General features: G+C 71.8%; 23 protein-coding genes. 7 read left to right on the forward strand and 16 right to left on the reverse strand.

Annotated features, from left to right (window positions below):
• Positions 1 to 57 precede the first annotated feature (57 nt).
• From FM051_RS15575 to FM051_RS15585, 3 genes are read left to right on the forward strand one after another with little or no spacing between them, the layout of a single operon-like run.
• The gene (locus FM051_RS15575) at positions 58 to 534 is read left to right on the forward strand and encodes a phage holin family protein (RefSeq protein ID WP_158843670.1); all 477 of its coding nucleotides are present in this window, start codon (positions 58 to 60) and stop codon (positions 532 to 534) included.
• Positions 531 to 1,073 carry a DUF3618 domain-containing protein gene (locus FM051_RS15580; protein ID WP_158843671.1) on the forward strand — a complete coding sequence of 181 codons (543 nt, stop codon included), beginning with the start codon at positions 531 to 533 and terminating at the stop codon, positions 1,071 to 1,073. The genes FM051_RS15575 and FM051_RS15580 overlap by 4 nt, the downstream gene beginning before the upstream one ends.
• Before the next feature lie 2 nt (positions 1,074 to 1,075).
• Positions 1,076 to 1,360 carry a DUF4235 domain-containing protein gene (locus FM051_RS15585; RefSeq protein ID WP_158843672.1) on the forward strand — a complete coding sequence of 95 codons (285 nt, stop codon included), beginning with the start codon at positions 1,076 to 1,078 and terminating at the stop codon, positions 1,358 to 1,360.
• A gap of 128 nt (positions 1,361 to 1,488) precedes the next feature.
• Here FM051_RS15585 and FM051_RS15590 read toward each other — a convergent pair whose 3' ends face one another.
• From FM051_RS15590 to FM051_RS15615, 6 genes are all read right to left on the reverse strand, one after another.
• Positions 1,489 to 1,674 carry a hypothetical protein gene (locus tag FM051_RS15590; protein WP_158843673.1) on the reverse strand — a complete coding sequence of 62 codons (186 nt, stop codon included), beginning with the start codon at positions 1,672 to 1,674 and terminating at the stop codon, positions 1,489 to 1,491.
• Between the two features lie 51 nt (positions 1,675 to 1,725).
• A complete protein-coding gene (locus FM051_RS15595) occupies positions 1,726 to 2,487 on the reverse strand; it encodes an enoyl-CoA hydratase/isomerase family protein (protein WP_158843674.1) in 762 nt (253 codons plus the stop codon).
• A 116-nt stretch (positions 2,488 to 2,603) separates the two neighbouring features.
• Positions 2,604 to 3,221, reverse strand: coding sequence for a phosphatase PAP2 family protein (locus tag FM051_RS15600; protein ID WP_158843675.1), 618 nt, complete (start codon positions 3,219 to 3,221; stop codon positions 2,604 to 2,606).
• Between the two features lie 9 nt (positions 3,222 to 3,230).
• Positions 3,231 to 4,166 (reverse strand): hypothetical protein, encoded by a 936-nt coding sequence (locus FM051_RS15605; RefSeq protein ID WP_158843676.1) that lies wholly within the window; start codon positions 4,164 to 4,166, stop codon positions 3,231 to 3,233.
• Between the two features lie 93 nt (positions 4,167 to 4,259).
• Positions 4,260 to 5,480 carry a HEAT repeat domain-containing protein gene (locus tag FM051_RS15610; protein WP_158843677.1) on the reverse strand — a complete coding sequence of 407 codons (1,221 nt, stop codon included), beginning with the start codon at positions 5,478 to 5,480 and terminating at the stop codon, positions 4,260 to 4,262.
• A gap of 40 nt (positions 5,481 to 5,520) precedes the next feature.
• The gene (locus tag FM051_RS15615) at positions 5,521 to 6,318 is read right to left on the reverse strand and encodes a lipase family alpha/beta hydrolase (protein WP_158843678.1); all 798 of its coding nucleotides are present in this window, start codon (positions 6,316 to 6,318) and stop codon (positions 5,521 to 5,523) included.
• Positions 6,319 to 6,494: 176 nt separating this feature from the next.
• On the opposite strand from FM051_RS15615, the gene FM051_RS15620 reads away from it, so the two are divergent.
• A complete protein-coding gene (locus tag FM051_RS15620; protein ID WP_158843679.1) occupies positions 6,495 to 7,883 on the forward strand; it encodes a WS/DGAT/MGAT family O-acyltransferase in 1,389 nt (462 codons plus the stop codon).
• Here the strand turns inward: FM051_RS15620 and FM051_RS15625 are convergent.
• Positions 7,864 to 8,085 carry a hypothetical protein gene (locus FM051_RS15625; protein WP_158843680.1) on the reverse strand — a complete coding sequence of 74 codons (222 nt, stop codon included), beginning with the start codon at positions 8,083 to 8,085 and terminating at the stop codon, positions 7,864 to 7,866. The genes FM051_RS15620 and FM051_RS15625 overlap by 20 nt on opposite strands.
• Positions 8,086 to 8,179: 94 nt before the next feature.
• Between FM051_RS15625 and FM051_RS15630 the strand changes: the two genes are divergently transcribed.
• The gene (locus FM051_RS15630) at positions 8,180 to 9,043 is read left to right on the forward strand and encodes a helix-turn-helix domain-containing protein (RefSeq protein ID WP_158843681.1); all 864 of its coding nucleotides are present in this window, start codon (positions 8,180 to 8,182) and stop codon (positions 9,041 to 9,043) included.
• On the forward strand, positions 9,040 to 9,216 hold the full coding sequence (locus FM051_RS15635) for a DUF397 domain-containing protein (protein WP_238412410.1): 177 nt from the start codon (positions 9,040 to 9,042) through the stop codon (positions 9,214 to 9,216). Before FM051_RS15630 ends, FM051_RS15635 begins: the two co-directional genes overlap by 4 nt.
• Here FM051_RS15635 and FM051_RS15640 read toward each other — a convergent pair whose 3' ends face one another.
• Both FM051_RS15640 and FM051_RS15645 read right to left on the reverse strand, forming a co-directional pair.
• Positions 9,217 to 10,104, reverse strand: a complete 888-nt coding sequence (locus tag FM051_RS15640) for an alpha/beta fold hydrolase (protein WP_158843682.1) — start codon at positions 10,102 to 10,104, stop codon at positions 9,217 to 9,219. It abuts the gene before it with no gap.
• 5 nt (positions 10,105 to 10,109) lie between these two features.
• The gene (locus tag FM051_RS15645) at positions 10,110 to 10,277 is read right to left on the reverse strand and encodes a hypothetical protein (RefSeq protein ID WP_202918851.1); all 168 of its coding nucleotides are present in this window, start codon (positions 10,275 to 10,277) and stop codon (positions 10,110 to 10,112) included.
• Positions 10,278 to 10,357: 80 nt separating this feature from the next.
• Here FM051_RS15645 and FM051_RS15650 point away from each other — a divergent pair, with 80 nt between their 5' ends.
• Complete coding sequence (locus FM051_RS15650; RefSeq protein WP_158843683.1) at positions 10,358 to 10,615, forward strand: hypothetical protein; 258 nt, start codon at positions 10,358 to 10,360, stop codon at positions 10,613 to 10,615.
• 26 nt (positions 10,616 to 10,641) lie between these two features.
• On the opposite strand, the gene FM051_RS15655 is transcribed toward FM051_RS15650, so the two are convergent.
• The 7 genes from FM051_RS15655 to FM051_RS15685 all read right to left on the reverse strand — a co-directional run bounded on the left by FM051_RS15655 (position 10,642) and on the right by FM051_RS15685 (position 17,633).
• Complete coding sequence (locus FM051_RS15655) at positions 10,642 to 11,442, reverse strand: LLM class flavin-dependent oxidoreductase (RefSeq protein ID WP_158843684.1); 801 nt, start codon at positions 11,440 to 11,442, stop codon at positions 10,642 to 10,644.
• Positions 11,443 to 11,674: 232 nt separating this feature from the next.
• Positions 11,675 to 12,877, reverse strand: coding sequence for a CHAT domain-containing protein (locus FM051_RS15660; RefSeq protein ID WP_158843685.1), 1,203 nt, complete (start codon positions 12,875 to 12,877; stop codon positions 11,675 to 11,677).
• Positions 12,874 to 13,653, reverse strand: coding sequence for a hypothetical protein (locus tag FM051_RS15665; protein WP_158843686.1), 780 nt, complete (start codon positions 13,651 to 13,653; stop codon positions 12,874 to 12,876). The genes FM051_RS15660 and FM051_RS15665 overlap by 4 nt, the downstream gene beginning before the upstream one ends.
• A 36-nt stretch (positions 13,654 to 13,689) precedes the next feature.
• Positions 13,690 to 14,532, reverse strand: a complete 843-nt coding sequence (locus tag FM051_RS15670) for a SigE family RNA polymerase sigma factor (RefSeq protein WP_158843687.1) — start codon at positions 14,530 to 14,532, stop codon at positions 13,690 to 13,692.
• Between the two features lie 161 nt (positions 14,533 to 14,693).
• A complete protein-coding gene (locus FM051_RS15675; RefSeq protein WP_202918852.1) occupies positions 14,694 to 15,350 on the reverse strand; it encodes a response regulator transcription factor in 657 nt (218 codons plus the stop codon).
• Positions 15,332 to 16,450 carry a hypothetical protein gene (locus FM051_RS15680; RefSeq protein WP_158843688.1) on the reverse strand — a complete coding sequence of 373 codons (1,119 nt, stop codon included), beginning with the start codon at positions 16,448 to 16,450 and terminating at the stop codon, positions 15,332 to 15,334. Before FM051_RS15680 ends, FM051_RS15675 begins: the two co-directional genes overlap by 19 nt.
• Positions 16,443 to 17,633: a sensor histidine kinase gene (locus tag FM051_RS15685; RefSeq protein ID WP_158843689.1), complete on the reverse strand. Its 1,191-nt coding sequence runs from the start codon at positions 17,631 to 17,633 to the stop codon at positions 16,443 to 16,445. The genes FM051_RS15680 and FM051_RS15685 overlap by 8 nt, the downstream gene beginning before the upstream one ends.
• Positions 17,634 to 17,673: the final 40 nt, after the last annotated feature.

A 17,673-nucleotide genomic window follows, 5' to 3' on the forward strand; every position in this document is an offset into this window, starting at 1 on the left:
CGCGTACACCCACACGTTTGCGGGTATTCGGAGGGTGAGCGGAGAGAGGAGACGGCCATGAATCACGTCGCCACCACCCACACCGCCGACCCGGTCACCGACCGGGTGACCGACCGGGTGACCGACCGCGCCTCCGACCGTGCTGCCGACCGCGAACCGTCCACCGCCGAGCTGGTGGGCACGCTCTCGGAGCAGCTGAGCCGGCTGGCGCGGGACGAGATCCGGTTGGCCGCGGCCGAGATGCGCACGAAGGGCAAGCGCATCGGCACCGGCGCCGGGCTGCTCGGCGGCGCGGGTGTGCTGGCCTGGTTCGGCCTGATGACGGTGCTCGCCGGGCTGGTGCTGCTGCTGGCCACCGCCATGCCGGCGTGGATCGCCGCGTTCGTCGTCGCGGTGGCCGTGTTCATCGTCGCGGGCGTGCTCGCGCTGGTCGGCCGCAAGCAGCTCGACCGCGGCACCCCGCCGGTGCCGGAAGAGGCCATCGCGGGCGTCAAGCAGGACATCGCCACCGTGAGCGAGAGGGCACACCGATGAGCGGCAAGGACGTCCCCAAAGACCCGGACGAGCTGCGCGCCGATGTCGAGCAGACCCGACGCGACCTCGGTGACACCGTGGAAGCGCTGGCGCACAAGACCGACGTGCCCGGACGGGTCAAGGACAAGGCGCACGAGGGAGTGGAACAGGTGAAGGAGACCGCTACCCGGGCCAACGCGGCCGTGGCGGCGGCGGCGAGCAAGACGACCGCCGCGGTCGGTCACGTCGCCGACAAGGCGGGCGAGCAGGTCGGCAAGGCGGGCGCGGTCGCCGGTGCGGTCGGGGAGAAGGCCGGCGCCGTGGCGACCCAGGTCAGCCACAGGGCCGGCGAAGTGGCCGAGCAGGTGGGCCACAAGGCCGGCGAGGTCGCGGGCCAGGTGGGCGAGAAGGCCGCGCACGCGGTCGAGTCGCTGCCGCCGCCCGTGCAGCAGCGCGTGGAGCAGAGCGTTCAGCAGGCCCGGCGGCACCCGGCCGTGTTCGCGGCGGGCGCGGCGGCGGTCGTGCTGCTGCTGTGGAAGCTCCTGCGGCGGGGGCGGTAGTCATGAGCAAGCTGCTCTACCGACCGCTCGGACTGCTGTTCAGCGTGCTCGGCGGTCTCGCCGCGAGCGCGTTGTTCGGCCAGGTGTGGAAGCTCATCACCGGCACCGAGGAAGCACCGACCCCGACCCAGAAGGACCGCAGCTGGGGTGAGGTGCTGCTGGCGGCGTCCGTCCAGGGCGCGATCTTCGGCCTGGTGAAGGCCGCGATCGACCGGGGCGGTGCGACCGGCTACGACAAGCTCACCGGCGAGTGGCCCGGTGACACGAACAAGTACGACGACGACTGACTGGTCCTGCCGGTGTCCGACCCCGCGGTGAGTGGGGTCGGACGCCCGCGGAGCGGAAGACGAACAGCAGGAATGGGGCGACTGCCACAATCCACCTTCACAGGCCTCTGACCTGCGGAGACGTTTCACTAGGAGGGCGGTTCGTCCTCTCGCCCACGCCGTTCGCCCTCGTCGAGGAACTGCTCCGGGTCCACGTCGAGGTCCGGTGGCTCGGGTGTGCCCGCCGAGTGCGGCGGATCGGGGTTGATCGGCCCTTCGGTTTCGGCGAGGTCTTCTTCGGTGCGTTCTTCGATCGGCTCTCCGGGTTCGGTCATGCCGTCGAAGTACCCCGACGCACCCGTTTGAACCCGGCCCTGACTGCCCGGCTAAAACCGCGGCGTGCGCTTCTCCAGGAACGCCGCCACGCCCTCCGCGTACTCCGCGCTGTGCACGGCCTCGTCGTACAGCGCCCGCACGGCGTCGTCCTCGTCGTGCTGCCCGTCGGTGATCCGGTTGACGATGTGCTTCGCGCCGCGGACGCTGACCTGCGCGCGGGCGGCGATCGTCTCGGACAGCTGCTTGACCCGCGCCTCCAGCGCGTCCGCCGGGTGCACCTCGTTGACCAGGCCGATCCGCAGCGCGGTGGCCGAGTCGATGATCTCGCCGCTGAACAGGATCTGCTTCGCCCACGCCGGGCCGACCACGTCCACCAGCTGCTTGGTGGAGGTGAAGTTGTAGACGATGCCGAGCTTGGCGGGCGTGATGCCGAACCGGGCGTCCGCCGCCGCCACCCGCAGGTCGCAGGCCAGCGCGATCTCGCAGCCGCCGCCGATGCAGAACCCGGTGATCGCGGCGATGGTGGGCTTGCCGAGGGTGGCGATGGCGCGTTCGCCGTTGTGCACGGCCTCGCCGTACCGGGCCGCGCCGTCCGCGCCCTTGCGCAGGGTGGAGAACTCGCTGATGTCCGCGCCCGCCGAGAAGTGCTCGCCACCGCGGACGACCAGCACGCGCACCGCGTCGTCGTCCCGCACGCGGGCCAGCAGGCCGGGCAGCGCGGACCACATGTCGTAGCTCATGGCGTTGCGCTTGGCCGGGCGGTCGATGGTCAACGTCGCCACCGGGCCTGCGGTGTCGAGCCTCAGCGTCATTACCGGAGAGTAATGCGTGACCGGCCGTCGCCGTGCGTGAGAGCCCTCACGACTGTGCCCTCACGACTGTGCCCTCACGACCGGGCCCTCACAACCGGGCCCTCACAACCGGGCCCTCACGACAGGATCGAGAAGGCCAGGCCGCCCACCACCGCGCCGAGGACCACGCCGACGACGACCTGCGCCTTCGTGTGGTCACCCAGCGCCACCCGCGACCAGGCCACCAACGCCACCAGCGGCGCGGCCAGGAGCACCCACGGGCCGTAGGTGATCGTCAGGACCGCCACCGCGCCTGCCGCGACCGCCGCGTGGACCGAGACCTTCCAGCCGCGCACGCCGTTCACCGGCAGGCCGAACGTCACCGCCAGGCACACGAGCAGGCTGAGGAACATCGACAGCGCCAGTGCGACCATCGCCCTCGGCGCACCGCCGAACGTCAGCGCGGCGATGCCGAGCCCGAGCGACGCCACGCAGACCAGCAACGGCACCAGCCGTCCCTCGCGGTTGGTCACGTGGTGACCCTCCCAGCGGCCCCGCCGCGCGCCGCGCACGATCACGGCCATCGGGATGACCGACCCGGTCAACCCCACGACCGCGCCCCACAGCAGGGTTTCCGGGACGCTCCTGGTGGCGTGCCAGGCCACCAGGAGCGGCAGGCTGAGGACCAGCACCCAGGGCGCCAACACCTCCGTGACCAGTCGAGCCAGTGGTGTTGCGGACGCGCCTGTGGTCACCCGTCCACTTTAGAGGCGGTACCCGTTACGGGTGTACGCGAGGCTGAAAGAGCCCCGGTTGGCGAAGTACACCGACACGAGGTACGCCGGGTCGGTGGCGAGCAGACCGCGCGGGAGGTCGCTGCCGTCGTTGCCGTCGTCCCACCCCCAAGCGGTGTTCGCGGCGTTGTCCTTGCCGTTGTCACCACGGAACGTGCCCCAGCTCGCGAACGTCGTGGAGCTGTTGCGCTGCGCCCACAGGCCGCCGGCGGCGAAGGTGTCCACGAGCCGGTAGCCGACGGACCGGTCGTTGCCGCCCGACGGCACCTCGCCGGTCGCGCTCGGCACGTACACCACGCCGTCGCCGCCGGGGAACTCCGCGCCGTTCCACGCGTACAGGCCGTGCCCCTTGGCTTCCTGGCGCGTGGTCGGCCGGGTGCCCTGGAGCCGCAGGGTGCCGTCGACGCCCTCCCGGCCGGAGGTGAACGTGCTGCCCGCCGGCACGTACGAGTAGAAGTTGCTGTGCGCCACCGTCACCACGGCTTCGAGCCGGCCGTAGGTCGAACCGTCCTTGCGGACCGTCGCCAGCACGCCCTCCATGTCGTTCTCGTGGGTGTTCTGCCCGAGCGGGTCGGGCGAGTCCTCCCAGTCGCGCGGGTGGTAGAAGCTGTAGACCACGAACCAGTGCGTCGAGGTTTCCACGACCGAGTAGTAGGCGGCGCCGGTGAGGCGGGCGAGCGAGTCGTCCTGGCTCTCCCAGTTGTCCAGGGTGTTCCACTCGCCGTCGAAGTCCACAGTGGACAGGTAGTCGGCGTCGTAGTCGGACGAGTCCGTGTCCTGGTAGTGGACGGGCGCCCAGTGGAAGGCGAGTTCGGCGTCGGTCGCCGCGTGCGCGGGAGTCGTGAGGAACGTCGACAGCGTGACGGCCGCGAACAGGGACGCGGCGATCTTGCGTGCGGGGGACATGCTCCACCTCCGTCAGGGTTGCCCGTCGGAGCCAACGGGCCGCGCTGAACCCTGCGGTTAAAAGGTGACCAACACAAGAGGTGATTCAGGTGATCATTTACCGAGCGGTGCCTGCCAGGCCGTGAGAACCCTTCGGAACGCCGAACGTTCCGCCTGGTCGGTGGTCGCGTTCTCCAGCCGTGCGCGGACGGCGGGGATCAGCGCGTCGGCGTGTTCGCGCATCGCGATGAGGACGTCGGCCAACGGCGGGGGCGACCACGGCCGGGATTTCGGCTCGACGGGCAGGCCGAGCCGAGGACCGGACAGCCGCTGCCGCAACGGTTCCACGGCCCGTTCGTCGCCGAGGAGGGCCAGCGCGGTGAGGGCGGCGTCGGCGGCGGGCAGGTACACGTCCCGTGCGGCGAGGGCGAGGTCGTCGGCGAAGGGCGCGCGGGCACGGGCGAGCAGGTTCGCGGCGAGGCGGCGGTTCTCCGGCTCGTCGTCGGCCAGGCGGTCCGCGATCAGCGGCAGGAGGTCGGCGTCGAGCAGTCGGGGGGACGCCCACAGCGCACCGGCCCGGACGTCCGCGTTCGGGTGGTCCAGCAGTCCGGCGACCAGCGTCCGACGCGCGGCGCGGTCGTCACCGAGTTCCCGGTTGAGCCACCAGACGACGGCGGACGGGCGCGGGCTGCCGACGCACCACGCGTCCGCCCACACCTCCACGTCGGTGAACGCGTCGAGCAGTGACGGGACGTCGGGCGCGATCCCCAAGCGCCGCAACCCCACCGCCGCCGCGAGCCGGACCTCCGGGTCCGGGAGCAGTCCGGTGAGCCAGTCGAGCGCGGCCGGATCCGCGTGGTGGCCGGTGGCGACGATCAGGCCGAGCTTGGCGGCGTGGTCGGGTTCGACGTCGAAGCGGTCGCGCAGGGCCGGCCAGACGGTGTGCCCGAGGGCTTGCGCCAACGGGAACGTCACCATGCGCCGGACCTCGACGTCCGGGTCGGCGAGCAGTCCCAGCAGGCGCGGCACGGTCGCCGTCCACGCGTCGGGCCAGGCCGCGTCCACGTCCGCCGGTTCGGCGGTGCGGGCGGCGTGCGCGAGGTCGCCCAGGGTCTCCACCACGGCCGGGCGGACGGTGACGGTCGGGTCTTCGGCCAGGTCGAGGAGGGCCGGGAGGAGGGCGGGCGCGGCGGAGTGCACGGCGTCGCCGTCGTGGTAGACGTTCGCGTTCAGCTCACCGATCGCGGCCGGCGCGGACACCGGGTCGCGGACCTGCGCCAGCAGATCGGGCACGTCGGTCGCCGGGCCGTAGGCGTGTTCGAGCTGATCCCACACGCCGCGCACTCTAGGTCGTACGCCCGCGCCATTCGACTGCTTAAGACGCGGGGAACATCCCGGCCATGCCCGGCGGTGGGGTGAACGGGCGCCAACGGTTCGGGCGTTGGGCCAGTCGGTCGGCGATCACCCACAGCACGGAGGCGTTGTAGCCGTAGCCGAGGTGGCTGGAGGCCACCGCGACGTTCTCCCACCGCGCGCCGGGCGTCGAGATGCACGCCTGCCACGCCACGATGCCGTCCGACTTCGAGTACAGCGACGTCGACGGCACCGGGAACGGCGGCCGGGTGTGCTCGGGCGGCGGCCTGTCCGCGCCCGACACGTAGAACCGGGCCAGCAGCTGGTACACCGGGTTGACCCTGGTCTGCCGCATGTCGGTCATCGCGTACGGGCTGCCCAGCGTGATCACCTGGCGCACCATCCCGGGGTACTCGCGGGCCAGCTCGCGGGCGAAGATGCCGCCCAGCGACCAGCCGACGACGCTCACCTTGCCGCCGACGGCCAGTTCCCGCAGCAGGTCCCGCATCCCGCGCACGACCTCGACCGACGGCCCGATGTTGCGGCCCAGGCCCCAGCCGTGCACGTCGTAGCCCAGGCCGGTGAGGAACTTGCGCAGCATCCCCGTCGACCCGTCGGTCGCGCCGAGGCCCGGCAGTACGAGCACGGCGTGCCCGTCGCCGCTCGGCGCGGCGCGCAGCAGCGAACGGGTGGCGGCGAACTGGCCGATGTCGACCACGGCACGGGTCGGCTCGGTCAGGTACCAGAGCAGACTCGGTGCGGAACCCTCGACCAAGTGCAGGTCAGGGTGGTCCGGTGGGATTTCCGGTAGTGCGGACATGGTCCCTCCCCCGCTCCGCGTCGAGCGTGCCCCAGGTAACCATGATGTTTCGCGGCGATCGATTTCGCCAGTACCGGTGAGTCTCGATTGTGGCGCGGTCGTCTCAACAGCCACTCGCGCGCCGCCTGGACCGCAGTGTCTGGACCGCGTGTCGGGACAGGCCTACGGTCGGGGCCATGGACCGGATGAGCGCCATGGACGCGGGTTTCTTCTTCATCGAGGACGAGAACGTGCCCATGCACGTCGGCTCCGTCCTGGTTTTCGAGGGTCCGGTCCCGTCGTACGGCGACGTGGTGCGGCTGTTCGCGGCCAAGCTGGGCAACGTGCCGCGTTACCGGCAGCGGGTGAAAGCGCTTCCCCTGCACGTCGGGCGCCCGGTGTGGGTGGACGACGAGCACTTCCAGATCCTCTACCACGTCCGGCACACGGCGGTGCCGACGCCGGGCGCGGACGACCAGCTCCGCAACCTCGCCGGACGCCTGTTCGCGCAGCGCCTCGACATGTCCAAGCCGTTGTGGGAGGTATGGCTGGTCGAGGGCCTGGAGGGTGGTCGGTGGGCGATCATCTCCAAGGTGCACCACTGCCTGATCGACGGTGTCGCGGGCACCGATCTCATGCAGGTGCTGCTGGACTGGCGCGAGGAGGCGCCGCTGCCCGAGCCGGTGAAGTGGAAGCCGACGCCGAGCCCGTCGACGTTGGACCTGGTCGTGGACGGGGTGCGGGACGCGGTGTTGACGCCGGTCAAGCACCTGGCCGCGTTCCCGGCGTTGGCCAAGCGGTTGCGCAGCGGTTCGGAGGTGCTGGAGGTCGGCCGTGCCGTGCTGGGCAGCCTGCCGACGACCGCCCGGCGGTTGGCGATCAGCACGCCGAAGTCGTTGAACGGGCCGATCGGACCGCACCGGCGGTGGGTGTGGGCCAAGGCGAACCTCGCCGAGATCAAGGCCGTCCGCAAGGTCGCCGGTGGCACGGTGAACGACGTCATCCTGACCGCCGTGACCAGCGGGTTCCGCGACCTGCTGGCGAAGCGGGACGAACTGGCGGACGGTCAGGTGGTGCGCAGCATGGTGCCGGTGTCGATGCGCTCCTCCGCCGAGCGCGGGGTGCTGAACAACCGGGTCAGCGCGGTGCTGGTGAACCTGCCCGTCAGCGAGCCCGACCCGTTGGAGCGCCTGGCGTCGATCCGCGAGCAGATGGACGACTTGAAGAGCAGCCGCCAGGCGGCGGGCGCGGACGTGCTCACCGGCCTGTCGAACTTCGCCGCCCCAACTCTGCTGGCGCTGGGTTCGCGCACCGCCGTGCGGTTCCCGCAGCACCTGTTGCAGACGGTGACCACCAACGTCCCCGGCCCCCGCATCCCGCTGTTCATGCTGGGCAGGCGGCTGTCGGAGATCTACCCGTACGTGCCGATCGCCAGCACGATGCGGATCAGCGTCGGCATCTTCTCCTACCTCGACCAGATCACCTTCGGCATCAACGCGGACTTCGACGGCGTGCAGGACGTCCAGGTGCTGGCCGACGGCATCCGCGCGGGCTTCGACGAACTCGTCACGGCGACCGCAAGCTGACCTGGCCCGCGGCCACCGCACCCGCGAACTCCACCGCCTCCGCCGCGGCTTCGCTGATCTTGGTCAACGCAGCCGGCTCGACGTACAACTCCACGTCCTGCCCGATCTTGAACACCACCGCACCCCCACCCGGCTCCACCTCGTAGTTGATCCAGACATCACTGGGAACCTGCGCCCACAAGTGCACCCGAGCCCGACTCATCCTCTGCCTCCCGCACTCGACCAACATCCGCTGCTACCATGGTTGCCGGTCTTAGTGATATCAGCAAATGACTTCACCCGATAGAGGGAACGCCATGGCATCCACATCGCCAACCGTCGCCGCCTGGGAGCTCGGACTCCGACTGCGAGAGCGCCGCGAACTCATGGACATCACCGCAGCGTCGGCCGCGAAAGCCATCCACACCGGGCAGTCGTTCGTGTCGGGCGTCGAGACGGGACGCGTGAAGATCAACGCGAAGAAACTCGCGGAACTCGCCGCCGTGCTGGACTTCGACGAGGCCGAAACCGAAGAGCTGCAAGCACTTCGCGAGGCGGCCGGCAGGCGAACTTGGTGGAGCCCCTACTCCGCCATGTTCAACGCGGACATGTTGCGGTACTTCGGCTTCGAACACGGCGCCGAGACCATCCGCGCCTACAACGCGGGCCTGATCAGCGGTTTGCTGCAGACCGAGGCATACGCGTTGGCGGTCATGCACGGAGGCGGGCCGAGCATCCGGCTGGCCGAGGCGAACCGTCGGGTCGAGGTGCGCATGAAGCGGCAGCAGAGGCTGGATGGCGAGGATCCGCTCCGACTCACCGCGCTCATCACCGAGTCCGCGCTGAGGCAACAGGTCGGCGGGCGCGAGGTGATGGCCGGACAACTCCGACACCTGGCGAACAAGATCGAGCAACTGCCGGACACGCTCGATGTGCGGATCATCCCGTTCTCCGCCGACTACTACAACGCGCTTGGCGGATCGAACTTCTACATCTTCGGCTTCGCCAGCAGCCGACTGCCGGACCTGGTCTGGCAGGAGACGATCACGTCCACGGATCTGATCGATCAACCCATGCGCATGCGCGAGTACAGTTTGGCTCACGACCAGGCCATGAGTTACGCGCTCGACCGGACCGAGTCGCTTGGACTGATCGAGCAGATCCGCAAGGAGCTTGAGTGAGGGACCGCATCGACCGCAGCGGCTGGTTCAAGTCGAGCCACAGCGCCGACAACCCAGCCTGTGTGGAGATCCGGTTCAACGCTGACACCACGGATGTGCGCGACTCGAAGAACGCTGCCGGGCCGGTGCTGTCGTTCCCGCGTGCCGCGTGGGCGAAGTTCCTGCGTCGCTGATCAGGCTTCGAGCCAGTTCTTGATCCGCTCGGCCACCAGTTCCGGCACTTCCATCTGCGGCACGTGGCCGACGTCTTCGAGGACGTCGAACCGCCACGACGGGTTGCGGCGGGCCACTTCCCGCGCGGACGCCACGGGGACCAGGCGGTCCTTGTCGCCCGCCATCAGGTACACCGGCACGCGCACCCGGCTCATCGCCGTGTAGTACCGACGCCTCGTCGCGCCCGTCCACACCACCGACCTGGCGGCGGCCAGGAACGCCTCGTCCAGGCCCGGCACCTCGGCCCGCTGCTCCAGCAGCGACATCGACGCCAGGATGATCTCCTCCGGCACCGCCTTCGCGTTGGCGCACACCAGGTTCAGCACCCGTTTCACCTGCCGGCGCGGCGACACGCCCGTGCGCGACTTCCTCAGGAACCACTGCCCCAGCCCCGGCACCGCGTACATCGCGAACGCCGCCGCGACCTGCGGGTCCAGGCGGACACCCAGGGGCAGCGGCACAGCCGGGTCCAGCAGGGCCAGCGCGGTGACGGACGCGGGACGGCGGGCGGCGTGCAGGATCGAGATCATCCCGCCCATCGAGTTGCCGACCAGCACCACCGGCTCGCCGACGACCTCGGCCAGGAACCGTTCGAGCAGCAGGGCGTTGGCCGGCACCGTCGTGGCGCGCCCCTCGGGGTGGGTGAGCCCGAAACCGGCCAGGTCGACGGCCAGCACGCGGTGGCGGTCGACCAGGTGCGGCGCGAGCAGGCACCAGTTCAGGTGCGACCCGCCCAAGCCGTGCACGAGCACCACCGGCGGCCCGTCGCCGCCGAAGTCGACGTAGTGCACCGGGCCGTCCAGGTCGACGTACCGGCTGGTCCCGCCCCAGTGGTCGAGAGTGGTCATACCGGTCAGTATGTCCCGGACGGGTGACCGTACAGGCCGGGGCCCTCGATCTCCACGCCCGCGAGGAAGGCCTTGGAGGCGTCGTAGGACGCGGCGATCAGCTCGGCGGTGTGCCCGAAGTCGAGCGGGGTGACCGGCTGGACGGGCGGTCCGGGCAGTGCAGATCGTCTCACTCGGGCGCGCCTGCCCGCCGACCAACCCGCGCCGGACGAGGTCATCAGAGTCGAGAGGGGGATCCCTGGGGAGGTAGCGGGTGATCGTGTGGCTCAACGGCGCGTTCGGCGCCGGCAAGACGACTTTGGCCGAGGAACTGCGTCGCCGGATCGACACGCAGGTCCTCGACCCGGACAACCCGCAGGTCGACGCCAACGCCCCTGCCTTCCGGCTCCGCAACGTCGACCGCTGCGTGGCCGCGCGAACCGCCCTGCCCCCGGACACGCTCGTCCTCCGCTCGGACCACCACGACCCGGCGCAACTGGCGGACCAGGTCCTGGCCGCGCTCCCCGGCTGACCTGGCCGGTCGGGCGGCGGCACGGATCAGGCCGACGGTGGTCCGGCGGCGATCCGGTCGCGGGCGGCGGCGACCGTGGTGTCCCAGTCCGACTCGATCCACCAGGTCGCGCCCGCGTCGGCCCACTCCCCCGCGCTGGTCGCGACGCCCTCGGCGATCACGTCGTAGCCCTCCCACGGCAGCCCGAGCGACGTCCGCAGCTCCCGTGCCTCCGCCACCACCGCCGCCAACTCCTCCGGGCTCGACGGCCCCCGCGCCTCACCGTCGGCGATGATGTTCGGCAGCAACCCGTCCCACGCCACCGCACGCCGCATCGACGCGGCACGACCGAAGGCACCCACCACCCACACCGGCACACGGGGCCGCTGCACGGGCGGTGGTGGTGGGAAGAAGTCGGTCTCCCGCACGTCGTAGCGCTGCCCGCGGAACGAGAACGGCTGTCCGCGCATCAGCCCGTCGTACACCGCGAGCCCTTCGTCGAGCAGCAACGCCCGCTCGGCACGGCTCGTCTCACGTTCGAACGCCGTCCACCCCGGGTGCAGCGCACCCAGCCCGACCGACAGCTGCACCCGCCCACCGGACAGCCGGTCCAACGTCGCCACCCTGGACGCCACGTCCCACGGCTTGAACCGGGCCAACGGCGTCAGCATGGTCCCCAACCGCAACGACGACGTGCGCATCGCCGCCGCCGTCAACGCCACCCAAGCGTCGACACCCCACACCGCCTCGGCCAGGAACACACCGTCCCACCCGCACTCCTCCGCCAACGACGCGCACGAGGCGACCTCGGGGGCGTCGAAGAACGGCAACACGATCCCGCACCGCATGTCGGCAGCCTCCCACACCTCGCGCCCCCAGGCCGGGCGTGAGGTCCCGCACCACCTCCCACCCCGATCCGTCCACACAGGACACGGCCGGCACCGCGCCGCACCCGGTGCCGACACGAGCGGGTAGTCGCCCGAGCCGACACTGGCGGTGGGCGGGTTCTCCGGGCCGACCAGCAGCCGCACCCCCGCCGTCCGGCCGGTGACGAACAAGGACGTTAGCGGCCCCGACGCCCTACCGGTCCCAGCTTCGCGGCGCAGGCGCCCAGGTGGTGGTGAAGGCGGCCCACACGATCGGGGAACAGGTGAGGTCGCCCGTCTCCTCCCAACGGGTGGCGGCGGCGCGTTGCCAGTCGTTGAGCGCGGTCACCGGGTCGGGGGCGCGGTGGGCCGCGTCGATCGCCAGCACGGTCGGCGCCAGCACGGGGGTCGACGGGAAGCCGGGGACCAGCCGGGTCAGCCCCTCGTCGGTCGGCAACGTCCACCTCGTCGCCGTCACGTGCTCCGCGCCGCCGTGCACCATGGCCGTGACCAGCCCGGACGGTTCAGCGAAGCGGAGGTCGCCGCCGCTCTCGCACGCCACCAGCGCCACCCGGTTGGGGAAGCGCCACGGCCGCACGGGGCCGGGACGGTGTCCGAGCACGATGTCGGCGGCGGCCAGCGGGCGGTGCGCGCCCAGCGGAGCCGCCCGGCCCGTGGTGTCGGCTGTGCAGGACAGGTGCATTCGTGCGCCCAGGCCGTGGCCGCCGGTGGTCACGTGGCCCACGTACAGGAAGCGCGCGGCGGTGGCCAAGGCCCGTTCGAGGTGGTCGCGGTCGATGTCGTCACGGCGCACACCGCCGGGCGCGAACCCGGAAGCCAACGTGGCCAGTTCCGGCGTGACCCTGCCGAGCACCGATCCCAGACCGGACGCGTCGGCGAACCCCGGCACCTTGGGGTCCAGCACGCCCACGACCGTCCCTTGTGGATCGAACGCGGTCACCCGACGTCCTGGGGCGTTGCCCACGGTCGCGGGCGGCAGCACGGAGATGTCGAGGCTGTGCACGGCCCGTTCGCCTTCGTCCACCCGCAGCGCCTCCCACGGCACCAACGCGGTCGACGGCGACGGCTGGACGCGCAGGTGCGGCCGGATGCCCTGTTCCAGCCACGAGTTGAACTCGACCGCAAGCGGTTGCGGGAACAGCGCCCGGTACACCCGTGTCGCCAGGTCGAGTTCCCGCGCGTGGTCCACCAGCGGCCCGTGGGTGAGCGAACGCCGCAAAGCCCCGTCGGCGCTCTCCCCCGGCAACGGCGACGGCACCGCCGCCGCCCACTCGTCCAACACCGGCTGCAAGAGCTCCCGCGGCACGACCTGGGCGCGGGGCCGGTCCGGTTCGTGCTCCCACCGCCACGACAGGTACAGGTCGCCCGCGTCCACGAACTTGAGCTGCACGGTCACCACGACGCCACCGCCCGCTCCGACCGCACCGGGAACCCGTACCGCTCCTCGGCCACGTCGATCCAGGCGTCCAGGGCGTTCCGGACCGCCGGGTCGAGCCGGACCCTGGGCGGCAACTCGAACCCGGCGCTCGGAAAGGCCGGGTCCACACCGGCGCCGAACCCCGAAGCCGCATGAGGCAGGTGCGCTTCAGCGGCCGGGGGCTCGGGCAGCATCACCAACTCACCGCGTTCCACCGGCACCGCCGTCCCCACGGCGTCCAGCGACACCGCACCCGCGATGTGGTCGATGTACTCCGCCGCCAACGCCGGGTCCTCGACCGCCCGGATGGCCAGGAACGCCGACCTGGTCGCGGGTGCGGAGGCCAGCGCCACCCACCGTTCCCGCAGCGGCCCGTGCGGGAACCGCTGCCGCACCGCCTCCGACGCCAACGCGGCGGGCAGCGCCAGGTCCAGCGCCCGACGGGCGAGCGCCCGCCGTTCCTCGCCGGTCACCGCCGCCGCCCGGCGCACGAGGGCGTCCGCGCGCCACCACGCCATGCCCAGCACCACGTGCCACCACCCGATCGCCGCGCACACCGCCTCCGCGTCGCGGTAGCAGGAATCGGCGGCGGCGAACTCCCCCAACGTCTCGAACGCCGCCCCGCGCACCTGGTGCACCGCCACCGACTCCAGCGGGGTCGCGGCCGGCCCCAGCAACGCGAGCGCCCGGTCCAGCAACCCCAACGCCTCCCGCGACCGTCCCCGCAGGATCGCGACCGCCGCCCGGCCGTGCACGCGGGCGGTGTGGCCGCCGTCCGGCGCGAGTCGGGCTCAGGGGTAGAGGGTCACTCCCGGGTCGAGTGCGATCTGGGTCAACTGCTCGTGGCTCAGCGGCGGGGTCGGGCTTTCCGGTGTCCCGCCGGCTTTGGCGTCCACGGCGACGTTCTCGGCTTGCACGATGATGCCGGTTCCGTCGGCCTTGCTGACCTCGGACCGGTAATACGTCACGCCGGAGGGGTTGGACAGCGTGGTGATCACGACGACCTCGCCGTTGGGGCCGGTCCGGCGTTCGCAGTCGAGGTCTCCCCCGGCGACCTGGCCGGTGGAGCACTCGGTCGACGGCGAGGCCGTGCCGCCCATCCGCCCGATCAGGGCCATGACGTTGCCCTTCACGCCCGCGGTGACGGTGGTGGCGCGGGCCGTGAAGTAGTCCTCCCCGCCGCCGCACGAGCCGTCGCCGTAGTCCACCAACGGTGTGTTGACGTGGAAGAACTCGAACGGCCCGTGCGGTGTGCCCTTCGGGTACTCGGCCCCCGGGTTGGCCTCGAACGCGGTGCCCGGCAGCTGCTTCTGGACGGCCGTGGTCAGCACGGCGGTGAGGCGGCCCACGGCGGCCGCCACCGCCGTCTCCGGCAGTTCGTCGGTCGGCTCCTCCCGCCGCCACGGCCTGGCCTTCTCGTCCAGCCGGCTGCGCACCAGGATGCGGCGCACGTACGCGTCGAGGTGCGTCACGTCCTTGGCCCGGCGCCAGTGCCGGTAGAGCTTGCCGATCGTGATCGCGACGAGGTCGTCGGCCAGGTGCCAGTCATGGCACAGCAGGTAGGCGGTCCGCCGCAGGGCCTCCATCCGCGCCGTGGCGTACTCCCGGTACCCGCCGTCCTCGGACCGCTTCACCCGAACCTCCCGCGTCGTCTCCCCATACCTGCTCCAACAGGCCGGCACGGCGTCGAGGTTGCCCGGCCCGGATACCGATTTCGACGGATCTCGCGGGCGGGGGTGTCGGTTTGTGCCGTGACGGTCGTTCGCCCCACGATCCAGGCCGGTTTTCGCTACGGCTACAGCTCGTCCAGCCGGACCAGGCCGTCCTGGATGGCGCGGGCGACCAGCGCGGCCTTGGTCGACGCCGGGCGCCCGACGTTGGCGTACCTGATGCGGACCCGGTCGATGTAGCTGTTCACCGTGCGCACGGACAGGCCGAGCTTGCGGCCCACCATCTCCTTGGACTCGCAGGCGAACCAGTTGACCAGCACGTCGACCTCACGCGGGGTGAGCCGCGGTCGGTCGGGCCGGGTGTCCGTGCTGATGGCGCGGGCCATGGCCGGTGGTGTGCAGGGCAGGTTCCGGCCGGCCGCCTGGATCGCGTCGACCAGGTGGCCCGGCCCCTCGGTCTTGGTGAGGTAGGCGAACGCGCCGAGGTCGAGGCAGGTGAGAATGGTGTCGCGGTCTTCCCGCATGGTGTACACGATCACCTGCCGGCCTGCGTCGACCAGCCGACGCAGGTCCGCGTAGGCCGGGACCTGTCCGGTCAGTTGCAGGTCGAACACGATCACGTCGGCGGACAGGCCGGGGTCGGTCCACGCCACCGCCGGCGTCGCCCCGGAGTCGACCACCCGCACCGGCGGTTCGGCCGCGGCGCACCACGCTTCAAGGCCGGAGACGATCGCCGGGTGGTCGTCCACGACCACCACCGTGGTCAGTCCGTTGTTCGCCACGTGGCCTCCACCCAGACGTTCGCCCCGTCCACCAGCCGGGTCACGGTGACTCCCGTGTCGTCGGCGGCGACGGGTTCCGGTTCGTTCACGACCACCTCGTCGGTTCGGGCGACGACGCTCACCGCGACGCCGGCGGGCGACCCGAGCACCGTCACCCGCGCCTCGGAGGTGGCCGTCGCCATGATCCGCAACGCCGGTTCGGTCAGCGCGCGGCGCACCGCCGGGGGCGGTGTGGGTCGGTCTCCGCACGTCCCGAGGTAGACCACGACCCCGTTGCGTTCCGCCAGGTCCACGCACGCGCGCAGCTCGTGCAGCAGTGGGTCGACGACCTCGTCGTGCTCGGCGAACAGCCGGCGCAGCCGTGCCGCCGCCACGGCGTAGGCGTTGCGCACCCGTTCGTCGCCCAGGTCCGCCGAGCCGGTCGTCAGGTCGGTCAGCAGCGGCACGGTCGTGGTCGCGAGATCGGCGTACCGCGACCGGCGGTCGGAGTGCAGGTGCTCCGCGATGGCGTCGGCGGTCCGCACCCGCTCCGCCCGGCCGGCGGCGGCCGACGCGGTCACCGCGAGCCTGCGCAGCGCCATGGCGGCGGCCAGGACCGGCAGCTCGCAGCCGAGCACGACCGCGGTGACCACGACCAGGTCGGCCACCTCGCGGTGCTGCCCGACCAGGATCAGCTGCGCGAAGCCGACGACGGTGTGCGCGCCGAGGAACACGGCCGGTGCGACCGCACTGTGGTCCACCAGCAACAGCAGCCCGAACCAGCCGATCACGCCGTAGGACCACTCCGCTTCCGACATGAGCTCGGCGGCCGGAATCCCGGTGGTGGCCAGCACCGACGCCGTGAACACCGCCGCCACCATGATCCAGCGCGACCGGCCGAGCGGTCGGTCCCGCAGGACCCGCACCCCGGCCGCGATCGCGACCGCGGTCAGGATCGCGAAGGCGAGCGCTTCCCTGGCCGGGCTGAGGTAGATCTCCTGGTTCGCGACCAACAACGGCAAGGCGAACGCGAACTGCGTGGTGACCGCGATGGCGAGCGTGGCCAGGCGCAGCCCGCGCCGAAGCCTGTCCACCACGAGGTCCCGACCCTGCTCAGTCATCCGGCGACTCCAGGCGGACCCGCGTGCCCGCTCCGGGCCGGGTGGTCACGACCGCCCGGCCACCGACCCGCGCCATGCGCTGCTCGATGGACTGCGACACGCCGCGCCGGTGCGGCGGTACCCGCTCCGGTGCGAAGCCCCGGCCCTGGTCGGCGACCTCCACGGTGACCAGGTCACCGGCGCGCTCCACGCTCAGTTCCGCGGTGTCGACCCCGGCGTGCCGGGCCACGTTGGTCAACGCCTCCCGGGCCGCCGCGCTGATCGCCGCGGCCCGGGTCGCCCGCATCGGCATCGTCCGCGGTGAGCGCAATCGCACGGCGACCGGCGCGTGCCGCGCCACCTGGTCCAGCAGCCGCACGAGATCCGCCTCGCCGTCCGGGAACTCCGGTCGCGCGGCGAGCGCCGCCAGGTCCCGGGCGGCCTGTTCGGCGAGCCACGGCTCCGTGGCGTCGACCATGCGCGACCCGACCGCGAGCAGGGTGGCCGCCGCCGTGTCGTGCAGCACCGCCAGGTGCTCGCGTTCGTCCGCACGCCGGGCCGCCGCGACCGCCGCGTCGAGCCGGGTCTGCTCGCTCGCCGCGACGGCCTGGTCGGCTCGCCGCGCCCCGGCTCGGACGAACAGGAACAGCACCCTCGACAGGCCGGCTTCACCGAAGGTCCACAGTCCGACCGGGACGGAGACCGCCCAGGTCTCGGGCGCGGCGAGGGCGTTGCCGGCGAAGTGCGCCACCACGACCGCGGTGGCCAGCAGCACGCCACCGGTCGTGGTGGTGAACCACTGGTGCGCCACGGCCGTGATCGAGACGACGGCGAGGACCCAGTTCGTGCTGTCGCCCAACGAGTCCGGCGGCACGGTCCACCGCTGCGTCAGGCACAGCAGCGTGATCACCAGTGTGTCCGCGACCGGCATCCAGCGACGGAAGGCGAACCGGGTGTACAGCACGCTCCAGGCGCCGAGCCCGGCGACCACGCCCACCACGAGCGGACGCTGATCGGGAGACGCTCGGACGACGGCGGCACCGCTCGCGCAGACCAGCACCGCCGTGCGCATGAACACGGCGAAACGCCGGCCCAACCCGTGCAGCTCGCCTTCGATGACGCCACCCGGCGGTACCAGCCCGTCCCCTGCCCGCGGGCTCGATCGCACGGGTCGCTCAGCGACCTCCGAGCCCACCTCGGTCACGGGCGAGAGCTTCCCGCACAACCACCCACACGATCCCCCA

Origin of the sequence: Saccharothrix deserti (assembly GCF_009769385.1) — a bacterium.
GTDB lineage: Bacteria > Actinomycetota > Actinomycetes > Mycobacteriales > Pseudonocardiaceae > Actinosynnema > Actinosynnema deserti.